The sequence below is a fragment of the Streptomyces sp. CA2R106 genome (assembly GCF_037034245.1).
Lineage (GTDB): Bacteria > Actinomycetota > Actinomycetes > Streptomycetales > Streptomycetaceae > Actinacidiphila.
The window spans coordinates 25,200-48,381 of the sequence record NZ_JBAGKC010000043.1 but is presented as its reverse complement, the minus strand read 5'-3'; the positions used below and the strand labels follow the sequence as shown (position 1 = coordinate 48,381).

21 protein-coding genes are annotated in these 23,182 nt (G+C 74.4%); 14 read left to right on the top strand and 7 right to left on the bottom strand.

What is annotated here, in order from left to right; translation table 11 throughout:
- Window positions 1–65: 65 nt before the first annotated feature.
- Window positions 66–734 (bottom strand): GntR family transcriptional regulator, encoded by a 669-nt coding sequence (locus WA788_RS33510; RefSeq protein WP_335984053.1) that lies wholly within the window; start codon window positions 732–734, stop codon window positions 66–68.
- Window positions 735–794: 60 nt separating this feature from the next.
- On the opposite strand from WA788_RS33510, the gene WA788_RS33505 reads away from it, so the two are divergent.
- The 6 genes from WA788_RS33505 to WA788_RS33480 all read left to right on the top strand — a co-directional run bounded on the left by WA788_RS33505 (window position 795) and on the right by WA788_RS33480 (window position 5,330).
- The gene (locus tag WA788_RS33505) at window positions 795–953 is read left to right on the top strand and encodes a hypothetical protein (RefSeq protein ID WP_335984051.1); all 159 of its coding nucleotides are present in this window, start codon (window positions 795–797) and stop codon (window positions 951–953) included.
- Window positions 944–1,723: a tyrosine-type recombinase/integrase gene (locus tag WA788_RS33500; protein WP_335984049.1), complete on the top strand. Its 780-nt coding sequence runs from the start codon at window positions 944–946 to the stop codon at window positions 1,721–1,723. The genes WA788_RS33505 and WA788_RS33500 overlap by 10 nt, the downstream gene beginning before the upstream one ends.
- A 637-nt stretch (window positions 1,724–2,360) precedes the next feature.
- Complete coding sequence (locus tag WA788_RS33495) at window positions 2,361–2,504, top strand: hypothetical protein (RefSeq protein WP_335984047.1); 144 nt, start codon at window positions 2,361–2,363, stop codon at window positions 2,502–2,504.
- Window positions 2,505–2,564: 60 nt separating this feature from the next.
- Complete coding sequence (locus WA788_RS33490; RefSeq protein WP_335984045.1) at window positions 2,565–3,209, top strand: hypothetical protein; 645 nt, start codon at window positions 2,565–2,567, stop codon at window positions 3,207–3,209.
- Window positions 3,206–3,742: an integrase gene (locus WA788_RS33485; protein WP_335984043.1), complete on the top strand. Its 537-nt coding sequence runs from the start codon at window positions 3,206–3,208 to the stop codon at window positions 3,740–3,742. Before WA788_RS33490 ends, WA788_RS33485 begins: the two co-directional genes overlap by 4 nt.
- A 286-nt stretch (window positions 3,743–4,028) precedes the next feature.
- Window positions 4,029–5,330 carry an MFS transporter gene (locus tag WA788_RS33480; protein WP_335984041.1) on the top strand — a complete coding sequence of 434 codons (1,302 nt, stop codon included), beginning with the start codon at window positions 4,029–4,031 and terminating at the stop codon, window positions 5,328–5,330.
- A gap of 136 nt (window positions 5,331–5,466) precedes the next feature.
- Here the strand turns inward: WA788_RS33480 and WA788_RS33475 are convergent, their stop codons facing one another.
- Window positions 5,467–6,159, bottom strand: coding sequence for an SDR family NAD(P)-dependent oxidoreductase (locus WA788_RS33475; protein WP_335984039.1), 693 nt, complete (start codon window positions 6,157–6,159; stop codon window positions 5,467–5,469).
- On the opposite strand from WA788_RS33475, the gene WA788_RS33470 reads away from it, so the two are divergent.
- Window positions 6,109–6,303 carry a hypothetical protein gene (locus tag WA788_RS33470; protein WP_335984059.1) on the top strand — a complete coding sequence of 65 codons (195 nt, stop codon included), beginning with the start codon at window positions 6,109–6,111 and terminating at the stop codon, window positions 6,301–6,303. The two genes, WA788_RS33475 and WA788_RS33470, sit on opposite strands and share 51 nt — an antisense overlap.
- Before the next feature lie 49 nt (window positions 6,304–6,352).
- The gene (locus tag WA788_RS33465) at window positions 6,353–7,528 is read left to right on the top strand and encodes a mandelate racemase/muconate lactonizing enzyme family protein (RefSeq protein WP_335984037.1); all 1,176 of its coding nucleotides are present in this window, start codon (window positions 6,353–6,355) and stop codon (window positions 7,526–7,528) included.
- A gap of 89 nt (window positions 7,529–7,617) precedes the next feature.
- Here WA788_RS33465 and WA788_RS33460 read toward each other — a convergent pair whose 3' ends face one another.
- Window positions 7,618–8,181, bottom strand: coding sequence for a helix-turn-helix domain-containing protein (locus WA788_RS33460; RefSeq protein ID WP_335984035.1), 564 nt, complete (start codon window positions 8,179–8,181; stop codon window positions 7,618–7,620).
- Window positions 8,182–8,220: 39 nt separating this feature from the next.
- Here WA788_RS33460 and WA788_RS33455 point away from each other — a divergent pair, with 39 nt between their 5' ends.
- Complete coding sequence (locus WA788_RS33455; RefSeq protein WP_335984033.1) at window positions 8,221–9,261, top strand: epoxide hydrolase family protein; 1,041 nt, start codon at window positions 8,221–8,223, stop codon at window positions 9,259–9,261.
- A gap of 73 nt (window positions 9,262–9,334) precedes the next feature.
- On the opposite strand, the gene WA788_RS33450 is transcribed toward WA788_RS33455, so the two are convergent.
- On the bottom strand, window positions 9,335–9,994 hold the full coding sequence (locus WA788_RS33450; protein WP_335984057.1) for a response regulator transcription factor: 660 nt from the start codon (window positions 9,992–9,994) through the stop codon (window positions 9,335–9,337).
- A 1-nt stretch (window position 9,995) separates the two neighbouring features.
- Complete coding sequence (locus WA788_RS33445) at window positions 9,996–11,297, bottom strand: sensor histidine kinase (protein WP_335984031.1); 1,302 nt, start codon at window positions 11,295–11,297, stop codon at window positions 9,996–9,998.
- Between the two features lie 215 nt (window positions 11,298–11,512).
- Between WA788_RS33445 and WA788_RS33440 the strand changes: the two genes are divergently transcribed.
- From WA788_RS33440 to WA788_RS33425, 4 genes are all read left to right on the top strand, one after another.
- Window positions 11,513–11,719, top strand: coding sequence for a hypothetical protein (locus tag WA788_RS33440; protein ID WP_335984029.1), 207 nt, complete (start codon window positions 11,513–11,515; stop codon window positions 11,717–11,719).
- Window positions 11,716–12,432, top strand: coding sequence for an ABC transporter ATP-binding protein (locus tag WA788_RS33435; protein WP_335984027.1), 717 nt, complete (start codon window positions 11,716–11,718; stop codon window positions 12,430–12,432). Before WA788_RS33440 ends, WA788_RS33435 begins: the two co-directional genes overlap by 4 nt.
- A 14-nt stretch (window positions 12,433–12,446) precedes the next feature.
- A complete protein-coding gene (locus WA788_RS33430; RefSeq protein ID WP_335984055.1) occupies window positions 12,447–14,990 on the top strand; it encodes an FtsX-like permease family protein in 2,544 nt (847 codons plus the stop codon).
- A gap of 117 nt (window positions 14,991–15,107) precedes the next feature.
- Window positions 15,108–15,770 (top strand): NAD(P)-dependent oxidoreductase, encoded by a 663-nt coding sequence (locus tag WA788_RS33425; protein ID WP_335984025.1) that lies wholly within the window; start codon window positions 15,108–15,110, stop codon window positions 15,768–15,770.
- Between the two features lie 77 nt (window positions 15,771–15,847).
- Here the strand turns inward: WA788_RS33425 and WA788_RS33420 are convergent, their stop codons facing one another.
- Window positions 15,848–17,080 (bottom strand): SEFIR domain-containing protein, encoded by a 1,233-nt coding sequence (locus tag WA788_RS33420; RefSeq protein ID WP_335984023.1) that lies wholly within the window; start codon window positions 17,078–17,080, stop codon window positions 15,848–15,850.
- Between the two features lie 104 nt (window positions 17,081–17,184).
- Here WA788_RS33420 and WA788_RS33415 point away from each other — a divergent pair, with 104 nt between their 5' ends.
- Window positions 17,185–20,823 carry a CHAT domain-containing tetratricopeptide repeat protein gene (locus tag WA788_RS33415; protein WP_335984021.1) on the top strand — a complete coding sequence of 1,213 codons (3,639 nt, stop codon included), beginning with the start codon at window positions 17,185–17,187 and terminating at the stop codon, window positions 20,821–20,823.
- Here the strand turns inward: WA788_RS33415 and WA788_RS33410 are convergent.
- Window positions 20,771–23,101 carry an ATP-binding protein gene (locus WA788_RS33410; protein WP_335984019.1) on the bottom strand — a complete coding sequence of 777 codons (2,331 nt, stop codon included), beginning with the start codon at window positions 23,099–23,101 and terminating at the stop codon, window positions 20,771–20,773. The two genes, WA788_RS33415 and WA788_RS33410, sit on opposite strands and share 53 nt — an antisense overlap.
- Window positions 23,102–23,182 lie beyond the last annotated feature (81 nt).

The window sequence follows — 23,182 nt, the reverse complement described above, 5'->3', positions numbered from 1 at the left end:
GCGGACCAGCATCCGCCGGGCCCTCAGGGCTGGCACCGAACGTTCTACCGGCCCGCCCCGGGAAGTCAGTTGCCGTCGGCGACTTCGTGGCCGGCCTGGGAGGCTGTGTGGTGCCGGGCGGCGGCCGCGGCTGCTTCCGGGTCGCCCTGGCGCAGCGCCGCGATGATGGCCTCGTGCTCCTCGAGGACCGCCTGCCAGTTCTGCGCGTCACGGGGCATGGTGATGCGGTAACGGCGGATGGTCATCAGCAACTGCTCGGTGAGTTCGGCGAGGATGCGGTAGCCGCTGGCCTCGGACAGGAGCCGGTGGAAGTCGGAGTTGAGTTCGGGCAGGCGCTCGATCGCGCCCTGGTCGAGCTCGGTGCGCATCGCGGCCTGGGCCTGTGCCAGCCCGGTCAGCAGTTCGTCGTCCACCCGCTCCGCGGCGAGCCGGGCGACGAGGGTCTCGATCGCCTCACGGGCGAGGAAGACGCCTCGCATCTCGGTCTTGTCGATCTCGGCGACGGTGACGCCCGCGTGCAGGTGGGAAGTGAGCAGGCCGTCGGATTCCAGGCGCTTGACGGCTTCGCGGATGGGGATCTTGCTGACGCCCAGGTTCCGTGCGAGCTCGTCCATGTTGACGCGCTCGCCGGACCGCAGATCCCCGGTGACGATGGCCTGACGCAAGGTGTCGTAGACCAGGTCGGCCTTGCTCTTCACCGTGGGCAGCCGCACGGCCCAGCTGTTCTCCGCCATGCGTTCATCGTATGCGATATCCGCCCGGCCGCTCGGAACGCCGGCCTGTTCTCCGGGACGTTGACCGGACTAACGGGAGACACGCCGATCACGAAGAAGACGTACCTGGACGACCTCTACAAGCCGCGGACGATCCGGCACAGCAACGCGGTGCTGCGCAGCTGCTACGACTTCTGGATCGAGACCGGCGGCGGCCGGTGGTCAACCCGGTGCCGCTGACGCGGTCGGACCGGCGCCGACCGCATGCCGACCACAATCCGCTGGAGCCCTACCGGGGCGAGGGACGGCTGCGCGACAACCCGCAGTTCCCCAAGCGGCGCCCGCGGCCGATGCCCGACGAGCGGTGGAACGAGCTGTTCGCGGCTCTGCGCTCGAACCGGGACCGGGTGATCCTGGCCCTGGCCGTCAGCAACGGCGCCCGCGCCTCGGAACTGCTGGGCGTGCGCGGGGTCGATCTCGACTGGGGTGACCAGCTCGTGAAGGTCGTGCGCAAGGGCACGCTCGCCGAGCGGTGGCTGCCCGCCAGCCCGGAGGCGTTCATCTGGATTCGCCTCTACCTGGCCGAAGGACCGCCGCTGGACCCGCAGGCCCCGCTGCGGTGGACCCTGCGCCGCCGTGACCACGGCAGCGGGCTGGCCTACCAGGTCATGGATTACGAGGCGCTTCGGGCGGTGTTCCGCCGGGTCAACGCGCTGCTGGGCACGAACTGGTCGATGCACGACCTGCGTCACACGGCCGCCCTGCGCATGGCGCGCGACGAGAGTCTGTCGCTGCGGGACATGCAGACGATCCTTGGTCACGCCCACCTGTCCACCACGGCGGATGTCTACCTGGTGGAGGAGGAAGCCCAGGTCATCCGTCGTGTTCAGGAGCATCCGGCCCCCACGAGCACCTGGAACGCGACGACGTCCTGGCCCTGCTGCCCCTCTGCCCGGTCTGGCCGGCGCAGGACTACACCAACGGCCGGATGCTGGGCCGCAACCGGGTGATCGGGGCCGGGCAGGTCCTCGACGGGCTCCTGACGCACCCCGGGGACGGCTGGCAGGCCCGCTGGAGGGCGGCAGACGCCGATCGCGGCAAGGACTGGATCGAGCAGCTGCTCGCCCGGACCGACAACGGTCACAGCTACCAGGGTCGCCGCTCGGCGCTGCTGAGCGGCCTGAACAGCATGTTCATCAGCCGCGTCGTGCTGCCCGACTACGAGTTCCTGCGCGGCTACAAGGCCATGGCGCCGTTCAAGGACGTCCAGCACATGTTCCGGGCCGGGACGCCGGAGCAGATGCGCCGCCACGGAAGCGGGCCGGGCATGACGGGCCGACACCTCGACGAGGGCCTGCGCGTGCTCTCCAAGATGATCCTGCACACCGGCCGCGACCCCGACCAGCTCACCGCCGAGGACGCCTTCGAGGCGGGCCTGGGGACGGCGGGCCATCGGCTACTCCTACGACGGCACCCACAGCGCCTGGGATCTGCTCCGCGGCGCCGGGGCGATCCACTCCAAGGTCACCCTCAAGGACGCGCTGCGGCACAGCCAGCGCCCCACCGCCGAACTGGTCGACTTCCACAACCTTCAGTGCACGCCCGTGCGCAACCTGCTGGTCCGCTACCTCGAAGAACGCCCTCCCGATGTCGACTACGGCACCTTCGTCGGCCTGGCCCGTCAACAAGAGCGGCGAGGTGGTGGAGCGCCGCTCCCGCTACGACGTCATGATGCGCATCCGCGGCTTCTCCCTCGACATTCAGGAATGGGCACACGAAGATCCGTTCTAGGTCCAGTGGGCCTGTCCCAGCCCGATCCGCCGGGGCGACGGCGCGGGCAACCTCAAGGCCGTGGCCCAGACGCAGGCGCACATGCACCAGCGGGTCCGCGAGCGCCTCCCCCACCTCGGGCGCCTGGTCGTAGCCGCTGAGCGTGAGCGGGACGAGACCGCCGCGCTGCTGGCGGCCGCGAAGGCCGCCGAGTTCGATACGTACTTCGAGCACGAGGGCGCCCGCTATCTGCGGGTTCTGCCCGCCGCCCACAAGGTCACCAGCCGCCCCGACCACGTCACCCCGCACGTCTACATCCAGGCGGAGGGCAGCGCGAAGCGGATCAACCAGAGCATGGCCGAGGACGAGGCGTTCTGGGCTTGGGCTGTCATCGAGGCCCTGCGGCACACCGGAGTACGCGTCGAGGAACTCACCGAGATCACGCACCTCGCGCTGGTCTCCTACAAGCTCCCCGACACCGGCGAGATCGTCCCGCTGTTGCAGATCGTGCCGTCCAAGAGCAACGAGGAACGGCTGCTGCTGGTCCGCCCGGAACCGGCCAGCGTCCTGGCCACGATCATCAAACGCCTCCGGGACGCCAACGGCGGCAAGATCCCGCTCACCGCCCGCTACGACGACCACGAACGCGTCACCGGGCCGCTGCTGCCGCACCTCTTCCAGCGCCGCCATTACCGGCAGGCGCAGGTCATGGGCCAGAGGCCGTGACCGGCGGGCTGCCCGTCCACATCGCCGCCCGCATCCTCGGACACAAGACCCTGACGACCACTCAGGCATACCTCGCGGTCTTCCAGGACGACCTGATCCGCACCTACCGCGGCTTCCTCGACCGCCGCCGGGCCGAACGCCCCGTCGAGGCATACCGGGAGCCCACCGCGCAGGAGTGGCGCGACTTCCAGCAGCACTTCGAACTCCGCAAGGTCTCGCTCGGCACTTGCGGGCGTCCCTACGGAACCCCCTGCAAGCATGAGCACGCCTGCATCCGCTGCCCAGTCCTCCAGATGGACCCCCGCCAGAAATCCCGCCTCACCGAGATCATCCAGAACCTCCGTCAACGCATCCGCGAGGCCCGCGCCAACGGCTGGCTCGGCGAGGTCGAGGGACTTCTGGTCAGCTTCGACGCCGCGATGGCCAAACTCAAGAGCCTCAAGAACACCCCCACCGACGGACGCCCTCAACTGGTTGGCCTCGGCATGCCCGTCTTCACTGACGACGCACCACCGCCTCAGCCAGATGAGTAGGTGTTTTTCTTCCTAGCGCGTTGAAGCACGGCTCTCCGAGATCCAGATGGTCAGCAGATCGAGCTCGCCCATCGCGACGGATCGTCGTTGCGGAGGGCTGCTGCCCGAGGTCACAATGCGTGGAGATGCCGGGTGGTCATCCCGGCGAAGTGTTGGAGGCGCTGCTTGTGAACACCGCACCGCGGTGCGCCTCGCCATGCGCGCCAGACGCTGACCACTTCGCTTCGCCCACCGGCTGACCTGCTTCGTTCACGGTGGGCGCTTCCTCTTGTGGGAGACCACCGTAGTGTCCGAAGACTTCGGGACGGTTGATCGCCGTCCTCTGGCAACGGTCCTTGCCGCCAACCTCGTCTCGATCGCAGGGAATTGCCTCACATACATGGGCGTGCCGTGGTTCGTGCTGCAGAGCACGGGCAGCGCCGCCAAGGCCGGGATCGTCGCGTTCTGCACACTGCTGCCCGCAGTGCTCGCCGCGCTCGTCAGCGGTCCGGTCATCGACCAGATGGGCCGACGGCGGGTGAGTGTCGCCTCGGATCTCGCCTGCGGGGTCGCCGTTGCGGCGATCCCGCTTCTGCAGTTCGCCGGCATCCTGCAGTTCTGGATGCTGTGCGTGCTGATGGCGATGACAGGGCTGTTCCGTGCGCCCGGTGAAACCGCTCGCGGCGTCCTGTTGCCCACGCTCGCTGAACGCGCCGGTATGCCGCTGACCAGGGCTGCCGGGCTGTACGACGGTGCGGCACGCTGTGCGGCGCTGACGGCATCCGCTCTCGGAGGTGTGCTGATCGCCGTACTCGGAGCCGAGAATGTCCTGCTGGTGGATGCCGCGACTTTCGCCGTGGCGGCGCCACTGTTCGCGTTCGGAGTGCGCGGCCTGCCCGAGGCGCAGGCCGAACGACGGGCCGAGCCGACGTCGCTGCGTGCCTACCGTCGTGACCTCACGGAAGGGTACCGCTTCGTGGCGGCCACGCCGCTGCTGCTGGGCCCGTGCCTGATGACGCTGGTCACCAGGGGCCTCGACCAGGGATGGAGCGCCGTGCTCCTGCCCGTGCATGCCCGTGAGGAGCTAGATGGTGCCGTCGATCTCGGTCTGCTGAACGCGGCGTTCGGGGTTTGCGCTCTCACGGGGGCGCTGGTTTATGGGGCGGTGGGCAGCCGCTTTCGGCGGTGGCCCGTGTTCACGATCGCCTTTCTCATCGGGGGTTTGCCGCGCTTTGTGGTGGCCGCCTTCACCGATACCTTCACCCCGCTGGCCGTGATCATGGCGGTTGAGGGTCTCGCCTTCGGTGTCCTCAACCCCATCATGGCCACCGTGACCTATGAGGCGGTGCCGGAGGACCTGCGCAGCCGCGTGCTGAGCGCGACCACGGTCTCGGTCCAGCTGGTCACCCCGCTGGGTGGACTGGTCGCGGGCTTCCTCGTGGATTCGGCCGGCCAGCCCTTCTCGCTGCTGGCGGTCGGCGGTGCGTATCTGCTCGCCACGCTGTGCCCGGTGATCTTCCCGGCCTGGAGGCAGATGGACCATACCGGTTCTCCCCACGACAAGGCGGAGGGCTCACTGCCGCAGAACTCGGGGACGAAACGGATGTAGTCACGGAGACAGCCGCTTCATGGCGCTGCTCACGAACACCTGACGCCGGTGCTCCCCGTCGCGGTACTCAAGCGGGGGCCCGGCCTTCTTAGTCCGGAAAAGGGCCTTCTCCGCAGTGGACCCGGCCGCGTGCCGGTCACGGCTCGCCGGGCAGCGGAGGCAGCCCCATCCGCTCCCGGTGCCCGTCCCTCAGCAGGCTGGCGGGACTGACCGCGGACGCGCCGCCGTCCAGGACCAGTTCACCGCCCGCCAGCAGGACCGCGTCGGGCGAGGCGGCGAAGGCCACCGCGGACGCGACCTGCTCGGGCGTGGCGAGCAGGCGCATGGGATTGCTTTCGCGCAGCCTGCCGAGGTCCTCCGCACCGTCGAGGCGCGACTCGGTGGCCGGGGTGCGGACCCAGCCCGGGGAGACCGTGACGAAGGAGATTCCGTGGGGCCCGTAGTCCACCGCGAGCTGCCGGGTGAGGGCGGCCAGCGCGCCCTTGGCCGCGGCGTAGGCGGGTAGGCCGGGCGCCGCCGTGCGATGCAGCACCGAGCCGACGGTCACCACCGCGCCGGCGCCCGCCTCGATCATGGCCGGCAGTACCTCGCGGACGCACAGGAACACCGAGGTGAGGTTGGCGGCCAGTACCGCGTGCCACTCCTGCTCGGTGGTGAGGTGCAGCGGCCGGCCCTCGGTCACGCCCGCGCAGGTGACGAGGACGTCCACCCCGCCGTGCTCCCGGGCCGCCCCGCGCACCGCGGTCGCCACCTCGTCGGATCGGGTCACGTCCGCGCGGTGGTAGGAGACGCCCGGGAGCCGCGGGTCCGCGAGGTCGATCCCCGCCACGCGCAGGCCGTCCGCCGCGAGCCGGGCGGCGACGGCGCGGCCGATTCCGCCCGCCGCACCTGCGCCGTGACCCGGATCGCGGTCTTCACCGGCCGGGAGACCTCCCAGGAGGAGAGCCGGGCTCTCGGCGCCATCAACGCATGAGCACGGCCGCGCATCTGCCCGAGCAGCCATCGACCACGTGGAGAACCCCGTGAGCAACGCCCCCCTTCGTATCGCCGAAGTCGAGGTCCTGGCGCTGTCGGCCAGCTTCGACGACCTCTACGACTCGCCCGACGACGTCCCCGACTGGCTGCGCTACCCGGCGTCCAGCCACCGGGTCCTGCCCCGGCACGGCCAGTACGCCACCCTGGTCAAGGTGCGTGCCGAGGACGGCAGCGTCGGCATCGGGGAGTGCTACGGCCTGCCCTCCCCCGAGGTCACCGCCACCGTCGTCGCCACCGTCCTGGCCCCGCTGCTGGTCGGCCAGGACGGCCTGGCCACCACCGCGGTATGGGAACGGCTCTTCCAGGGGCAGGCGGCGGGCGGCCACAACCGCGGGTTCTACCTCGAAGCCGTCGCCGGAGTCGACCTGGCCCTGTGGGATCTGCGGGGCAAGCACGCCGGAGTGCCCGTCCACCGCCTGCTCGGTGGCCCGGTCCGGGAACGGGTCGAGTGCTACGCGAGCCCCGTCGCGCTGCACGCCGATCCGCAGGACTCGGCGCTTCAGGCACGCGGTTTCGTCGACGCGGGTTTCCGGACCCTCAAGGTCAAGATCGGCCGCGGTGCCCGCACCGACCGCGCCCACCTGCACGCGGTCCGCGCCGCGGTCGGTGAGGACATCGGCATCCTCACCGACGCCAACTGCGCGTACGACCTCGACGAGGCGACCCGTGTGGGCTCCGTCCTGCGCGACCTCGACATCTCCTGGTACGAGGAACCCCTCCAGGTCGACGACCTGGCCAACCTCGCCGAACTGCGGCGTCGCACGGGCCTGACCATCGTCAACGGCGAGACCCACTTCACCCGGTTCGACCTGCGCGACTCCCTGGTGCACCGCGCCATCGACGTCTTCATGCCGAACGTCGCCCGTAGCGGCGGCATCACCGAGGCCACCCGGCTCGCTGCCCTCGCCTCCGCCTTCCACGTCGACATCGCGCCACATGGCGTCGGCTCGGGGGTCAGCCTGTGCGCGGCGCTCCAACTGTGCGCCGCCATCCCCAACCTGCGCACCTACGAGTACAACCGGCTCCCCAACCCCATCCGTGAACAGATCCTGCGCAACCCGCCGGCGTTCCGCGACGGAGCCCTCACCGTCCCCACCGGACCCGGCCTGGGCTTCGAACTCGACGACGCCGCCGTCGACCGCTACACGGTCGCCCGCTTCTGACGGACCCGGACCCACTCAGCTGCTGCCGGGCGTTCGCCCGGGCGCCCCGGGACCAGGACACCCACCCGGCTCCGCCTCGGGGCCGGTTCTCACCGCCCGTCGGCCAGGCGCTGGATGGTGGCGGCCAGCCATGCCTGGAGGTCCGCCGGATCGCCGATGTCGCGGCGCAGGACCCGGCGGCGGGTCGAGACGCCGAGCACGAAGGCGTCGATCGCCGCGGCGCGGCCGCGGGCGTCCGCGTCGTCCAGACCGCTGTCGCGCAGATAGCGGTACAGCGGTTCCAGCGAGTTCGCGTCGAGGAAGGCGGCCAGTGCTTCGGCGGCCTCCGGACGTTCGCCGGAGGCGCGTTGCAGCACGAGCAGCGGGTCCTCCCCGGGCGGGCCGGACCAGCGTGCGACGATGCTGGCCGCCAGGCGCGCGCCCAGTGTGGACCGGTCGCCGTCGAAGGAGCCGGAGACCGGGATCTCCACCCGCGTCGCCGCGAGGAAGAGGCCCTCCTTGCCGCCGAAGTAGCGGGTGATGAGGTTGGGCGACACTCCGGCCGCGTCGGCCACGCCCTTGACCGTGGCGGCCGTGTACCCGTGCTGCGCGAACTGCCGTCTCGCGTGCTCCAGGATTCTCCGCTTGGTGGCGGCCGCGTCTCGCACCCTCATGTGCACCACCATACACATCCCATGTGTACGCTGATACACATGGATGACGAGATACGGGACCGGCTCCGGCGGACGCGGCGGGTCGCGACCCCCTGGGATGACGACGCTGCTCGGGGCATCACCCGCACCGAACTCGACGAACTGCTGGAGTACTGGGCGGACGGCTACGACTGGGGCAGGCACGAGCGCCGCATCGACGCGTATCCGTGGGTGACGGTGCGGGCGGGCGGCACCGACCTGCGCGTGATCCACCAACGGTCCGCGGACCCCGGCGCCCCGGTCGTGGTGCTGCTGCACGGCTGGCCGGACTCGGTGCTGCGGTTCGAGCGCGTGCTGCCCCTCCTGAGCGACATGCACGTGGTGGTTCCCGCGCTGCCGGGGTTCCCGTTCGCCGCCCCGGTCACCGGTCCGGGCATGTCGGCCGGCCAGATCGCCGGGGTCGTGGCAGACGCCCTGGAGGAACTCGGGCACCGGCGGTACACGGTGTCCGGTGGGGACGTGGGCGGCACCGTCGCCGAGCTCCTCGCGGCCCGGCATCCGGACCGGGTGGCCGCCCTGCACCTCACGAACGTCGCCCCGCAGCGCGCCGTCACGGCGGACCCCGCCGGTCTCGCCCCGGACGCGGCCGCCTACCTCCGCAGGTCGGCACAGTGGTTCCGGGCCGAAGGCGGCTACATCGCGCAGCAGTCGACGAAGCCCAACACGCTCGCCGTCGCCCTCGGTGACTCCCCCGCCGGGCTCGCGGCCTGGATCGTCGAGAAACTGCGGTCCTGGTCCGACGGGTCCGCGTTCACACCGGACGAACTGCTCACCTGGGTCACCGCCTACTGGGTCACCGGCACGATCGGCACGTCCCTCGGCACCTACGCCGAACCGGTCGCCCTCCCCGACCGGATCGACACGCCGACGGTGCTCTCCGTCTTCGCGCACGACACCAAGCCGGAGCCACGCAGCTACGCCGAGGTGTTCCTCAACGTCCTCGACTACGTGGAACACCCCGCCGGAGGGCACTTCGCCGCCTGGGAGCAGCCCCGGGCCTACGCCGACGATCTGCGCCGCGCGGTCGGACGGGGCCGGTGAGCGCCTGCTGACCCGGCCCCGCACACGTCGTCCCCGACGGGACGGCAGGGCGGGCCCAGGCCAGACGGTGTGCTCAGGCCAGGCGGCCGGCGCCCTCCAGGTAGTGCAGGACCGCGGCGACCCTGCGATCGACCTGGTCGGCCGGCGACAGGTCGAGCTTGGCGAAGATGCTGCGGATGTGCTTGTGGACCGCGCCGTCCGTGACGACGAGCCGTGCCGCGATGCCGCTGTTGCCCAGCCCCTCGGCCATCAGGGCGAGCACCTCGCGCTCGCGGGGGCTGAGGCGTTCCAGCCGGGAGTCCTGGCGGGAGCGGGTGAAGAGCTGCGCGACGACCTCCGGGTCGATGGCGGTGCCGCCGGACGCCACCCGGTGCAGGGCGTCCAGGAACTCCTCCACCCGGCCCACGCGTTCCTTGAGCAGGTACCCGAGGCCGCCGGCGCCGCCGACGAGCAACTCGGTCGCGAAGCTCTGCTCGACGTACGCGGACAGCACGAGGACGGCCAGGCCGGGCCGCCTGCGCCGGGCCTCGACCGCGGCGACGATGCCCTCGTCGGTGTGGGTCGGCGGCATGCGCACATCGAGGATGGCGACGTGCGGCTGGTGCTCGTCGATGGCCGCCAGCGCCCCGTCGGGGGTGCCGGCGGTGGCCACCACGTCCAGGCCCTCGGCGCGCAGCAGCAGGGCCAGGCCCTCGCGGAGCAACGGGTCGTCCTCGGCTATCACGATCCGCAGGTCACGATCCACAGGGAAGGTCCACTTCGAGGGTTGTCGGGCCGCCGGGCGGGCTGGTCAGCAGGAGGCTACCGTCAAGTGCCGCGACGCGGCTGCGGATGCCCCTGAGCCCGGAGCCGCCGCCCTCGCCCCGCGGGCCGGCGGGCGAGGGGCCCTCGGCGCCACCGTGGCCGTCGTCCTCGACGCGCACGCGCAGCCGTCCCCCGCGGCTGCGGGCCGTGACGGTGGCCTGCCGGGCATCGCTGTGCTTGGCGACGTTGGTGAGTGCCTCGGCGACGACGAAGTAGGCGGTCGCCTCGACGGAGGCGGCGCACCGTTCGGGTACGTCGATGTCGATCCGGCACGGCACCGCGCAGTTCGCCGCGAGTCCGGCCAGCGAGCTGGCCAGGCCGCGGTCGGCCAGCACCGGGGGCAGGATGCTCCGGGCGACCGTACGCAGTTCCGCGAGGGCCTGTTCGGCGGCGGACTGGGCGCGCTCCAGGAGTTCGCCGGCGCCGGCCGGGTCGCGGGCCACCATGCGGCGGGCGGCACCGACCAGGACGGTGACGCTGACGATACGGTTCTGCGTGCCGTCGTGCAGGGACCGCTCGATGCGGCGCAGTTCGGCGGCGTGGGCGTCCAGGGCGGCGGCCCGGGTGGCCGTCAACTCCGCCACGCGCAGCGAGAGATCGACGTCGGGCCCGGCGGTGAGGAGCTGCCGTCCGGGCCGGGCCTGGAGCCGGGCCATCCCGGGGCCGAGACCGAGGAGGATGGTGATCCAGCCCAGCCCCAGCAGGCCCACGGCGAGGGCGTCCGGCCACGAGTGCGCGACGCCGATCCCGAGGGAGGTTGCGGTGGCGTCGGTGGGAGCCAACCGCCAGTAGAGCGGGAAGGCGGTGTCCCGGACCGCGGAGATCGGCAGGAAGACACCGAACAGCCCCAGCAGGAGCCCCAGGGTGGCGTGCCGGACCAGCCAGCGCAGCTCGCGCCGGGTGGTGGGGTCGGCCAGCGCGAGCCGCAGCCGCGTCGGCGGCGGGTCGGGAGCGATGACCTCCGGCCCCCAGCGGCCGAGCCGCTTGCGTTCCCGCCCGGCCAGGGCGTGCAGCGCGCGCAGCACGGCGGGTGCCATGAGCAGGCCCACCCCGGCCAGGCTCGTCACGGCGGTGACGGCCGCCCAGAGCAGCACCAGCAGGGCCGGCAGCGCCGTGCCGAGCCCGGAGACGAGCCGGCCGATCGAGGTGCCCGCGGTGCGCAGCGCCCGCAGGGCGGTGTCCCGCAGGCCATCGCCCCGGTGGGCGGCCGCGGGGTGCTGCGGGGTGTCCATCCGGCCTCTTTCCCGGCCCGTGCGCTGCCTGCTCGGTCCGTGCTTCGTCCCGGACGACCCTAGCCGTCCGCCGGTGCGCGGGGCGGCCGCGGCGGTGGGAAGTACAGCAGGCTGTACCTCCTGCCGGGCACCCTGCGGGATCGGCAGGCAGGGGTGCTGGTCCCTAGCGTCGGTGACGACAGCGCGGACCGCACGAGACCCCCGGAGCAGCCCCCATGCCGAACCCACCGACCGAACCCGGCCGCCTCGCCCGCGGCGACGTCCTCCGCCCGATGCTGTGGACGCTGGCCGTGCTCAGTGCCGTCGTCAACATGGCCGCCTCCTACGGCGCCGCGCACACCTGGGTGCACCTGGCCTGCGGAGCCGTCACCGTGGTCTGCGGCGTCACCCTCGTCGTGGCCCACCAGCGGGGACGCCGGTGAACGCCATCGCCCTCGCGCACGTCAGCAAGGAGTACGCGGCAGGCGTACGCGCCCTCGACGACGTGTCGCTGACCGTGGCGCGGGGCACCTTCCTCGCCGTGATGGGGCCCTCGGGCTCCGGCAAGAGCACGCTGATGCACTGTGCCGCCGGACTCGACGCCCCGACCTCGGGGAGCATCCGCATCGACGGCCGGGAGATCAGCGGGCTCAATGAGACCCGCCGTACCGAACTGCGCCGCGAGCGGGTGGGGTTCGTGTTCCAGGCGTACAACCTGATCCCCTCCCTCAGTGTCGAGGACAACATCACGCTGCCGCTGCGGCTGGCGGGCCGCGCCCCGGACCGGGACTGGCTGCGGACGCTGGTGGCGCGGGTGGGGCTGGCCGACCGGCTGGCGCACCGGCCCGCCGAACTGTCCGGCGGGCAGCAGCAACGGGCCGCCGTCGTCCGGGCCCTGGTGGCAAGGCCCGCCGTCGTGTTCGCCGACGAGCCGACCGGCGCGCTGGATCTGCGCAGCGCCCACGAGGTCCTGGGCCTGCTGCGGGAACTCGTCGACGACCTGGCCCAGACGGTCGTGATGGTCACCCACGACCCGGCCGCCGCGGCTCGGGCGCACCGGGCGCTGGTGATGGCCGACGGCCGGGTGGTCGAGGCCGTCGACGAGCCGACCGCCCCCGCGCTGGCCCGCCGTCTCGTCGAGTTGGGAGAGGTGTGAGCGGCGTGAACGGCATGTTCCGTCTGGCGGCCCGCCTGGCGGGGCAGCGGCTCACGGCGCCGGCCGCCGTGGCCTGCGCGGTGCTCGGCAGCGCCGCCCTGGTCACCGGCACCGGGGTGCTGGCCGAGTCCGGACTGCGGTCCCATCTGCCGGCCGGCCGCCTGGCCGGCGCGGACGTCGTGGTCGCCGCTTCCCAGGAGTACCACCCGAGCGGCGACCTGCCGATCGCGCTTCCCGAACGCCGCGGCATACCGGCCCGGTTGACCGCCGAACTGTCCGGGCTGCCGGGGGTGACGGCGGCGGCCGGCGACATCGGCTTCCCCGCGGCGGTGCTGAACGGCCGCGGCGCGGTCGTGGCCGGGAGCAGCGACCCGGCGACGGCCGGACACGGCTGGTCGTCGGCACGGCTGCTCGCCGCCGCGCACCTGGCCGGCCGAGCACCGGCCGGATCGGGCGAGGTCGCGGTGGACAGCGCCGTCGCCGTCGCGGCGGGCGTACGCGTGGGCGACCGGGTCCAGGTGGTGGCCGGCGGCCGCCCCGCCGCCGGCTACCGCGTCTCGGCGGTGGTCGACGCTCCGGACGCGGGCATCCTCTTCGACGACCCGACCGCCGTACGGCTGTCCGGCCGCGACAGCGGCCCCCGGGCCGGCACCGTCGACCTCGTCGGGCTGCGGACCGCGCCGGGCGCACGGGACCGGGTCGCCGCCGAGGTCCGTACGAAGCTGAAGGGCAGCGGACTGGTGGCCGTCACCGGTGCCGCCCGCGGGGACCTGGTCTCGCCCGGGGCCGGCGCGTCCCGCTCGCTGCTGCTGCTGCTCGCGGGCTCACTGGCCGGGGTGGTCCTGCTGATCACCGGGTTCGTGACGGCGAGCGCGCTGACCGTGTCGGTGGACGGGCAGCGCCGCGACCTGGCCCTGATGCGGGCCATCGGCGCGACTCCCCGGCAGATCCGGCGGTTCGCCGCCGCGCAGGCCACCGTGGTCGCAGGCGTGGCCCTGGTACCCGGCGTGGCCGCGGGCTACCTGCTGGCCGACCGGTTCCGGCGGCTGCTGGCCGACCTGGGTGTCATACCGTCCGAACTGCCCCTGACGGTAAGCCCCTTGCCCGCGCTCGCAACCGTCCTGCTGACGGTCCTGTGCGTGCAGCTCGCCGCTCGGGGCGCGGCCTGGCGCACCTCCCGCCGGCCGGCCGTCGAGGCGGTCGCCGAGTCCCGCAGCGAGCCCCGTACCCCGTCGAAGGCCCGCACCCGCGCGGGCCTGCTGCTCGTCGTCGCGGCCACCGGGCTGTCGGTCGCGCCGCTGTTCGCCCGCACCGTCGCCGGCGCCACCGCCACGTCTCTCGCGGGTGTCCTCGGCGCGATCGGGCTGGCCCTCGCGGGTCCGGCGCTGATGCGGGCCATCGGCACCGCCGCGTCCCGCCGTACGGTCGCCGGCTCCTCCGCGCCGGCCTGGCTGGCGATGTCCAACGTCCGCGCGTACGCCCTGCGCAACGCGGGGATCGTCAGCAGCCTGGCGATGGCCGTGGTCTTCGTCCTGACCTACACCTTCACCCAGACCACCGTGCTGGCCGCCACCGCTCAGGACACCCGCACCGGGACCCTCGCCCAGCAGCGGCTGACCGCTCCGGGCCTGGGCGGTCTGCCCGACGGCGTGCTGAGCGCCGTACGGGACTCGCCCGGCGTACGGGCGGCGGCACCGGTCGGCACGACCACCGTGGTGTGGCCGTACCGGCAGTTCGGCGACACGGACACCGAGTCGGACCCTGCGATGATCCTCACTCCCGGCGCGGCGGGCGTCCTCGACCTCGGGGTCCGCGGGGGCAGCCTGGCCCGTCTGACCGGTGCCACCGTCGCCGTCAGCAGCGACGCGGCCCGCTCGCGTTCGGCCGAGGTGGGCCACCGGATCGGCCTGGTCCTCGGGGACGGCGCGCATGTCACCGCCACCGTGGTCGCCGTCTACTCCCGCGGGCTCGGCTTCGGCTCGCTGGTCCTGTCGCACGATCTGGCCGCCGGCCACACCACGGCCACGCTCGACCAGAGCATCCTGGTGCGCACCGACGGCACCCCGGCGGCCCGGCAGGCCCTCACGGCCCTCGTCGCGGCCCGCCCCGGTCTGGCGCTCGAGGACGCCCGCCCCGCCGCCGCGACCGGCCTGAAGGACGCCCCGCCGGAGGTGTGGATCAACCTCGTCACCATCGTCGTGCTGCTCGCGTACCTCCTGCTCGGCATCGCCACCAAGCTGGTCGCCGCCACCGCGCAGCGCCGGGTCGAGATGGCCGCGCTGCGTCTGGGCGGCACGACGCCGCGGCAGGTCCGCGCGATGATGCGCCGCGAGGCCGCGGTGGCCGCCGCCACCGCCCTGGCCGCGGCCCTGCTGCTGTCCGCGGTCCCGCTCGCCCTCCTCGGCCAGGGCTTCCTCGACCGGCCGTGGCCCGCGGGCCCGGCGTGGCTGCTGCCCGCCCTCGCCCTCCTGGTCACCGCCACGGCCTTCCTCACCGTCGAACTGCCCACCCGCCGGGCCCTGCGTACACCACCGGCCGCCGTGATCCGCGCGCAGTGAGCCGCGGTCCCGCGGTGACGGACCGGCGATCCGACTACGCTCGGCTCACGCCGGGGACGCGCGCCGCGGGGACGCACCTCCCGCACGGAAGACGCCTTCACCTTCGAGGAGACACTGATGGCAAGCATCACGCTGTTCGGCGCCACCGGGATGATCGGGAGCCGCGTCCTCGGCGAGGCGCTCGATCGTGGCCATGACGTCCTGGCCGTGGTCCGCGACCCCTCGAAGCTGACCCGGACCCATGCGGCGCTGCGGATCGTCGCAGGAGACGTCCTCGATCCGGCGTCGGTCGCCGGCGCGGCCGGCGGCCGGGACGTCGTGGTGAGCGCCGTCGGCGGTGGGCACGGCGACGGCGCCGGACATCGCGCCACCGCCGAGCCCTCCGCGAGGTCGCTCGTGGCGGGACTGCGCTCCCTCGGCGGCGGCAACGTCGCCCCGCGTCTGATCGTGGTCGGCGGAGCCGGGGCGCTGCGGACCTCCGACGGCAGGCTGCTGTGGGACACCGAGGGGCTGCCGGAGCCCTTGGTGCAGATCATGCACGCACACGGAGCGGCGCTGGATCACCTCCGGACCGTCGGCGACGTCCGCTGGACCGTGATCAGCCCGTCCGCGCTGGTCGGTCCCGGCTCCCGGACCGGTACGTACCGCAGCGCCCTCGACGACCTCCTCGTGGGTGAGGACGGCACGAGCCGGATCTCCGCCGAGGACTTCGCCGTCGCGGTCGTCGACGAGATCGAGCACGGACGCCACCTCAACACCCGGTTCACCGTGGGCTACTGAGAGCTGACGGCGCCTCGGCACCGGCAGTGCGCGGCCCTGCGGGCGGTCGCGGTGCGCCGGCCGTCTCGGTCGCGGTGTCAGGGAAGCCGGCGGGGGCTGCCGGGGGCGGCGGTGCGGGCCGCCGCCTGCGGCCGGAAGTACGGCGGGCGGCCGGTGATCGCGCGCACCAGGTCCTCGGCCCCGGCCGGGCTGAGGTCCGCCACCACGTAGTGGTCGGCGCTCTGCGGCTGGAGGAAGAGCGGGATCTCGGCAGGCGTCCGCCCGGACAGCACCACGGGCAGCAGCTTGGCCGACCAGACCGCCCGGTCGCTGTGCAGCAGTTCGCGCAGGATGCCCATCTCGGACTGGAGGCCCCGGTGGCTCTTGTCGGCCATCCGGCCGTCGCCCACCGTCCGGCACATCGGCGAGGCGATGACCAGGACGAAGTCGGCCGCCGTGATCTGGTGCGTCGCCCACAGGTACCAGTCCCTGCGCCGGTCGAGGTCCCACCGGTCCATGTGGACGTCGAACCCGCAGTCCCTGGCGAGGAACTCGCTGAACACCCGCACGGCCTCGACGTGCGGCTCGTCGTCGTGCGCGTAGGACACGAACACCCGGGGGGCGTGCGGTGTTCCGGGGGCGGGCGCGGTGGGGGCCGCGGCCGGGTCGGGTGCCGCCGCGACCGCGGGACGGTCTTCGGCGAGCCGCAGCGTGAACGCCGCGCCCTCGGTCGCCGGCAGGTTGCCAAGGGCGTCGTCGGGGGGCAGGTCGAACCGCGCGGAGACCTCCACCGCGACCTCGGGGCAGTCCGCGGGCGCCAGCAGGACCAGCCAGTGGGTGTACGACCCCGGCCGTGTCTGCTCGCCGCGCCGGGCCGAGTGCCGCCAGCGGACCTCCGGCCCGCCCACGCCGAACACGTCGACCAGCGGGTGGACCGCGGGCAGGTGCACCGCGCCGTCGCCCCCCGCGGCCGTCGCGAGGTTGAGGAAGCCGTCGACGCGGTAGGACGCGGGCGGCTGCGGGTCGAGCACCGTACGGGGCACGGCGTCCGCCACCGAGACGGTGCCGCTCTCGCGGCACGAGAGGGCCAGGCCGACCTCGAACCAGCTGGGCCCGGGCGCGTCGGGCTCCAGCCGCAGGTCGTAGTTGATCTTGACCAGGCACGCCTGCTGCCCGGCGAACCCCGGGGGGACCGGACGGACCGGGTGCACCTGCCACCCGCGCAGGGCGATCGATCCCAGGGCGAAGTCCCCCGGGGTCGCGTCCAGCCACCTGCCGCCTCCGTCGGCGAGCAGGAGCGCCACCTCGGGCAGGGGGTCGACGGCGGCCATGGGCTTCTCCCGGCGCTCGGGGGCGGGCTGGTGGTAAGCAGGGGGCCAGGCGGAGGCGCTGCTCCCGCCGCGCAACTCCCTACGGAAAAGGGTGGGTTGATGCCATGACCGAGCCTATCGCCCGCTCCAGGGACCTGCTGCTGGCCGAGGTGAGGGAACGCATCGCGGGGTTCGGCCGGACCCGTGACGCCGCCCTGCTCAGCGGCGCCGACGCGGTGGCAGCGGCATCCGGCCTGCGGGCCGCCACCGATCTCGACGCCGACCAGGAGGCCCGCTACGCACTCGGCGTGCTGCACTGGCTGCGGCACGTGGTGCTGGCGGAGGAGGGCGGCGGACCGGAGTTCGCGGCGGCGGCCGACCTGCTGCTCCCCCTCGCGCGCACCGCCCCCGAACTCGTGCCCCCGCACCTGCGCGCCGCTCTGGCCCGTGGCGCCGCTTCCCCGTCTCCGGACCAGCCCGCCGCACCCGCGGTACCCGCCGCACCCGCCGCGCGCACCGACGCCGCGAGCGCGGCCCGGGCCCGGATCGCCGCCCACGCGGCGAGCGGCGACCTGGCGCCGCTGCGGGAAGCGGTCGGCCTGTTCCGCGCGGCGGCGCGGTCGGCCCGGGGCACGGCGCAGGAGGCGGGCGCCTGGTCCGACCTGGGAGCGGCGCTCCAGATGGTCGCCGACGCCACCGGCGACCCGTCCACCCTCGACGAGGCCCTGGCGGTGTGCCGCCGGGCGGTCGCGCTCACCGCGGACGGCGGCGACGGCATCGCAGACAGCGGCGGCGACGCCCGGGCCGGCCGGCTGGCCAACCTCGCCCTGGCGCTGTCCGCGGTGGGCCGCGGCCGGGCCGGCACCGGCCTGCTGCGCGAGGCGGTGGCGACCGCGCGCACGGCGCTCGACCTGAGCCGTACGGACGCGGCGCGCCGCCGGCGGCTGAGCGGTCTGGGCGCCGCGCTCCAGGACCTCTACGAGCGCACCGGCACGCTGCGGCTGCTCACCGAGGCCGTCGCCGCCACCCGCGGTTCCGTCGCGCCCACCGCGGACGGGCCGCAGGACGACCCCCGGCTGTGGGCGAACCACGCCGGCGCCCTGAGCGCCCTGCACACCCGTACCAGGAGCGCCGCCGTACTGCGGGAGGCGATCACGGCCGGGCGTACCGCCCTCGGTCTGCTGCCGCCGTCCGACCGCGCCCGTGCGGTCCCGTCGGGCAACCTCGCCGTGTGCCTGCTCGCCCGCCACGAGCGCGCCGCGGACCCGGAGGCGCTCGACGAGTCCGTGGCGCTGCTGCGGGCGGCCGTCGGGTTCCCGGGCCTGGACGCGCCGACGCGCAACGCCCTGCTGTCGAGTTTGGGCCTGGTCCTGCGGGCGCGGTACGAGTACCGCGCCGACCCCGACGTGCTGGCGGAGTCCGTCGCCGTGGGCCGGCTCGCCGTCGCCGGACCGCTCGCGCCGGCGCACACCGCTGCCGCGGCGGCCAACCTCAGCCTGTCCCTGCACCTCTCCTACCAGATCACCGGTGACACCGCGCTGCTCCAGGAGGCCGTCGCACGGGCCCGCCAGGCCGCCGAGCTGACCGCTGCCGGGCACCCCGACCGGATGGGGCGGCTGTCCAACCTCGGCATCGTGCTGCGCAGCATCGGCGAACGCACCGGTGACGCGCGGCTGCTGGCGGAGGGGGTCGCGGCCTGCCGGGAGGCGCTGGCCGCCGCCCGGCGCAGGGCACCCGACCGCCCGGCGGTGCGGTCCACCCTGAGCCTGCTGCTGCGGGCGTACGCGGCGGCCGCGGACGACCTCGGCGCGCTGCGCGAGGCGGCCGCGATCAGCAGGGACGTCGCCGCGGGGACCCGCGCGCACGACCCGGACCGGCCGGGGCGGCTGTCGAACCTGATGATCATCCTGCGCCTGCTGCACGCGCGGACCGGTGATCCGTCGGCGCCGGCCGAGGCGGTGGCGGCGGGCCGGGAGGCCGTCGGCCTGCTGCCGGCGGGTCACGGCCACCTGCCGGCGGTGCGGGCCAACCTCGGCCTGTCGCTGGCCGCTCTCGGCACGCTGCGCGGCGACGCCCGGACGGCGCACGAGGCGGAGGACCTCTTCGCCCAGGCGGCACAGGACACCGGCGCCTCCACGGTGATGCGGATCTGGGCCCACCGCGAGCGGGCCCGGCTCGCGGCCGCCCGGGCCGGCCACGACGCCGCGATGGCCGCGGTGGAGGCGGCGGTGGCCCTGCTGCCGCGGCTGGCCGGCCGGCGCCTGGAGCGGGCCGACCGGGAGCACGCCCTCGGCCGCGTCAGCGGGCTCGCGGCGCAGGCCGTCGCCGTGGCCGTCGCGGCCGGCCGCCCGCAGCGCGGTGTCGAGCTGCTCGAACGGGCCCGGGGCCTGCTGCTCGCGGAAGGGATGCTGGAGCGCTCCGCGGACCTGGCGCGGCTGCGCGAGCGCGCGCCCGGCCTCGCCGACGAGTTCGTCCGGTTGCAGCAGGAGTTCCTCGCCGACGCGGCGACCGATCCGGTGGGCGCGGCGGAGGCCGGCGGCGGGCACCAGGCGGCCGCGGCGGCGGCCGCGCACCTCGCCGGGCGCCGGGCGGGCCTCGACGAGCGGTGGCAGGCGATGGTCGCCGCGGTGCGGGCCCTGCCGGGCCTGCGCTCCTTCCTCGACCCGGTGCCGCTGGCGGACCTGCGCGGCCGGTCGGCCGAGGGCCCCGTGGTCTACGTCTACGCCGCCGACGAAGGCTGCGGGGCGCTCGTGGTGCCCGCCGACGGCGGTCCCCCGCTGCCGGTCCGCGGCGCGGTACCGGGAGTGCGGGAGGCGGCCCGGCAGGCCGACGCCCTGCGTGCCGCGGTGGGTGAGGCGCTGACGGCCGGCACCTACGGCGGGCGCCTGCGCGCGGGGCGGGAGATGAACGCGGTCCTGGAGTGGCTGTGGGACGCGGTGGCCGAACCCGTGCTGGACGCCGTCGCGGGTTCCGGAGGCGGATTGCCCGCCCGCCTGTGGTGGTGCCCGGTCGGTGTCATGGCGCACCTTCCCCTGCATGCCGCGGGCCGCCACCGCGAGCGCGCGGGCCGCAGCGTGATGGACCGCGTCGTCTCCTCCTACACGCCGACGCTCTACGCCCTGTCCTACGCCCGGCGCACTCCCGCCCCGCGCACCGCGGACCCGGCCGGCGCCCTGGTGGTCTGCGTGCCCGACCCGCCCGGCGCCACTCCCCTGCCCGGCGCCGAGGGGGAGGCGCAGGCGCTGCGGGGCCTGCTGCCGGGTGCCGACGTGCTGAGCGGGCCGCAGGCCGGGTACGACGCAGTGGTGGGCGCGCTGGAGAACCGCTCCATGGCGCACTTCGCCTGCCACGCCGTCGCCGACCGGGACGTCCCCTCCGAGAGCAGGGTGCTGCTGTCGGACCATCTGGTCACACCGCTGACCATCGGCCGGATCGCCCGGGTGTCGAGCCCGCACGGCGCGCTGTGCTACCTGTCGGCCTGCTCCACGACGCAGGCGGCGCCGCGGCTGGCCGACGAGTCCGTCCACATCACCTCGGCGTTCCAGCTCATCGGGTTCACGCATGTGATCGGGACGTTCTGGCCGGTGGGCGACGAGGGCGCCGTCCGGATCGCCACCCGCTTCTACACCGGTCTCAAGGACGCCGAGGGCCGGCTGCGGGTCGACCGGGCCGCGGAGGTGATCGTGTCCGCGGCCCGGTCGGTGCGCGACGTCATGCCGTCGGCCCCGGTGCACTGGGCCGGCTATCTCCATGCGGGGGCGTGAGGGCGGACCGGGCGCTGCGTGCGGCGGCGGACTCGGCGAGGGCGCCCAGTGCGGTGAACTCCCGCTCGGCCAGTGCGAGATGGCACCCGGCACGCACCGCGGACCGCTCGGCGGCAGCCAGCAGCCCCAGACCGAGGTGGGCGCGGGCGCGCTCGTAGCGGCTGCCGCAGGCGCGCGCTGCCGCGAGCGCGCGCCGGAAGTAGCCCGCCGCGTCGTCGGGAGCGTCGCGGTCCGCCGCCACCTGCCCGAGGCAGTTGAGTGCCATGGCGCCGTCGAGCAGCAGCCCCAGCTGCGAGAACAGGTCGAGCGCTTCGAGCAGGTGGGCCGTGGCGGCCGGGTGGAGGCCGAGCACCCGCTCGACGGCGGCGGCGTCGCGCAGGGCGATCCCGACCTTGCGCGGCGCGCCCTCGGCGCGGTGGAAGTCGAGCACGTCCAACTCCTGGGCCAGGGCCTGCTCGTGGCGTCCGGCCAGGTGGTGGACCCAGGCCAAATGGCCCAGCGCGGTGTACTCGGCGTGGCGGTCGCCGGCCGCGCGGGCCACCCGGATCGCCTCGTCCAGCAGGCCGGTCGCCTCGTCGAGGCGGTTCCTGGTGGAGTGGGCGAGGGCCGCGTTGCTCAGGGTCGCCGACTCGGCGGCCGCGTCCCCGGCCCGGCGTGCGGCGGCCAGTGCCCAGCGGTGGGTCCGCTCCCACTCGTCCCAGTACCGGCCGAGGAAGAAGACGCCGCGCAGCATGTGGGCGAGCTGCCAGCAGTGCGCGAGGAAGCCCTGCTCGCCGGCGGTCCGGCACAGCAGGACGAGAGCGGGCAGCTCGTCGTTCAGCCAGGCCAGCGCGTCGGCGTGGCCGGCGAACTCGCGGGCCGGCGGGCCGTCGGGGTCGGCGGCGGACGGGAAGCGGTAGCGGTGCGGGTTGAGCCGGAGTTCGGCGTTCGCGCAGCTGCGCAGCACATGGTCCAGCAGCGCGCGCAGGGCCACTGCGACCTGGTCGGGGGAGAGTTCGGCGCGGCCGACGGCCCGGCAGTAGGTGCGGGTGACGTCGTGGAACCGGTAGCGGTCCGGGTCCGCGCGCAGCAGCAGCCCGGCGTCGTAGAGGCGCTCCAGCAGGTGTCCGGCGGTCGCGGGAGAGGTGCGGGAGACCGCGGCGGCGGTCTGGGCGTCCAGGGACTCGTGCGGGTAGAGCCCAAGGAGGACGAACAGCTCGCTCTCCGCCGGGTCCAGGGCGGCGCGGGAGAGCTCGAGGGCGGCGCGGACGCTGCGGTCCCCGTCGTCGAGCGCGGCCAGCCGGCGCTGCTCGTCGGCGAGTTGGCCGGCCAGCCGGCGCGGGTCGAGCGGCGTCTCGCCCCGCATCCGCGCGGCGGCTATCCGTACGGCGAGCGGCAGGTGGCCGCACCGCCGGACGATCTCCGCGCACGCGCCGCGGGTCGCCGGTGTGTCGGGGAGCCCGGAGACCTCGTGGAGCAGTGCGGTGGCCGCCGCCGGCGTCAGCCCGCTCAGTGTGAGGTGTTCCGCGTCGTCCAGGGCGGCCAGCCGGTTGCGGCTGGTGACGAGCGTCGCGCAGCGCGGCCCGGCCGGCAGCAGGTGGCGCACCTGGCGGCTGGAGCGGGCGTTGTCGAGCACGAGCAGCAGGGACAGCTCGCGGGTCCGGTCGCGGAAGAGGGCGGCGCGCTCGTCGAGTTCGTCGGGTAGGGCCTGGGCCGGGACGCCGAGCCGGCGCAGCATCCTGCCCAGGGCGTCGGCGGGCGGCAGCGGCTCGGCGCCCTCGCTGTAGCCGTGCAGGTCGAGGAAGAGGCAGCCGTCCGCGTAGCCGGCGCGGGTGCGCCGGGCGACCTCGGTCACCAGCGCGGTCTTGCCGCTGCCGGGCGGGCCGTCGACCTTGTACACCGTCGTCGTCGCGCCCGCCGGGCCGGCGGCGGTGAGCGTCGCCGTCAGGGCGGCGATCTCCTCGTCGCGGCCCCGGAAGTGCCCGACGGCCGGGGGCAGTCCGGAGACCGGTACGGCGCCGCTTCCCCGCACGGGGACCGGGGAGGGTGCCGGGGCCGCCGCCCGGGCGGCGGCCCCGGCCAGCGCGTGCAGGGCCCCGTCGGCGCCGAGGGCGGTGTCGAGCCGGGCGGCCTCCTGCGGGTCGGGGACGCGCAGCCGGTTCTCGTACCGGCTGAGCACGCTGTGGTCGAGGTGGATCTTCCGGCCCAGGGCGCGCAGCGACCAGCCGCGCTGCTGCCGCAGATGCCGCAGGAGGGCGGCGAAGTCCGGTTGCTCTCGGAAGTCCGGTTGCTCTCGCATGGCCTGGGCCCTCCCGTCGTTCGGGGGTGGTGCGGCACCACATCGGCACCACCCCGGCACCACCGCCGGCCTGGGCGGGGC

Excerpts from the sequence above, each read along its gene's own strand:
- WA788_RS33510 (WP_335984053.1), bottom strand. The coding sequence starts at position 734 with ATGGCGGAGAACAGCTGGGCCGTGCGGCTGCCCACGGTGAAGAGCAAG.
- WA788_RS33495 (WP_335984047.1), top strand. The coding sequence starts at position 2,361 with ATGTCGACTACGGCACCTTCGTCGGCCTGGCCCGTCAACAAGAGCGGC.
- WA788_RS33460 (WP_335984035.1), bottom strand. The coding sequence starts at position 8,181 with ATGAGGGTGCGAGACGCGGCCGCCACCAAGCGGAGAATCCTGGAGCAC.
- WA788_RS33455 (WP_335984033.1), top strand. The coding sequence starts at position 8,221 with ATGGATGACGAGATACGGGACCGGCTCCGGCGGACGCGGCGGGTCGCG.
- WA788_RS33445 (WP_335984031.1), bottom strand. The coding sequence starts at position 11,297 with ATGGACACCCCGCAGCACCCCGCGGCCGCCCACCGGGGCGATGGCCTG.
- WA788_RS33440 (WP_335984029.1), top strand. The coding sequence starts at position 11,513 with ATGCCGAACCCACCGACCGAACCCGGCCGCCTCGCCCGCGGCGACGTC.
- WA788_RS33430 (WP_335984055.1), top strand. The coding sequence starts at position 12,447 with ATGTTCCGTCTGGCGGCCCGCCTGGCGGGGCAGCGGCTCACGGCGCCG.
- WA788_RS33425 (WP_335984025.1), top strand. The coding sequence starts at position 15,108 with ATGGCAAGCATCACGCTGTTCGGCGCCACCGGGATGATCGGGAGCCGC.
- WA788_RS33420 (WP_335984023.1), bottom strand. The coding sequence starts at position 17,080 with ATGGCCGCCGTCGACCCCCTGCCCGAGGTGGCGCTCCTGCTCGCCGAC.
- WA788_RS33415 (WP_335984021.1), top strand. The coding sequence starts at position 17,185 with ATGACCGAGCCTATCGCCCGCTCCAGGGACCTGCTGCTGGCCGAGGTG.
- WA788_RS33410 (WP_335984019.1), bottom strand. The coding sequence starts at position 23,101 with ATGCGAGAGCAACCGGACTTCCGAGAGCAACCGGACTTCGCCGCCCTC.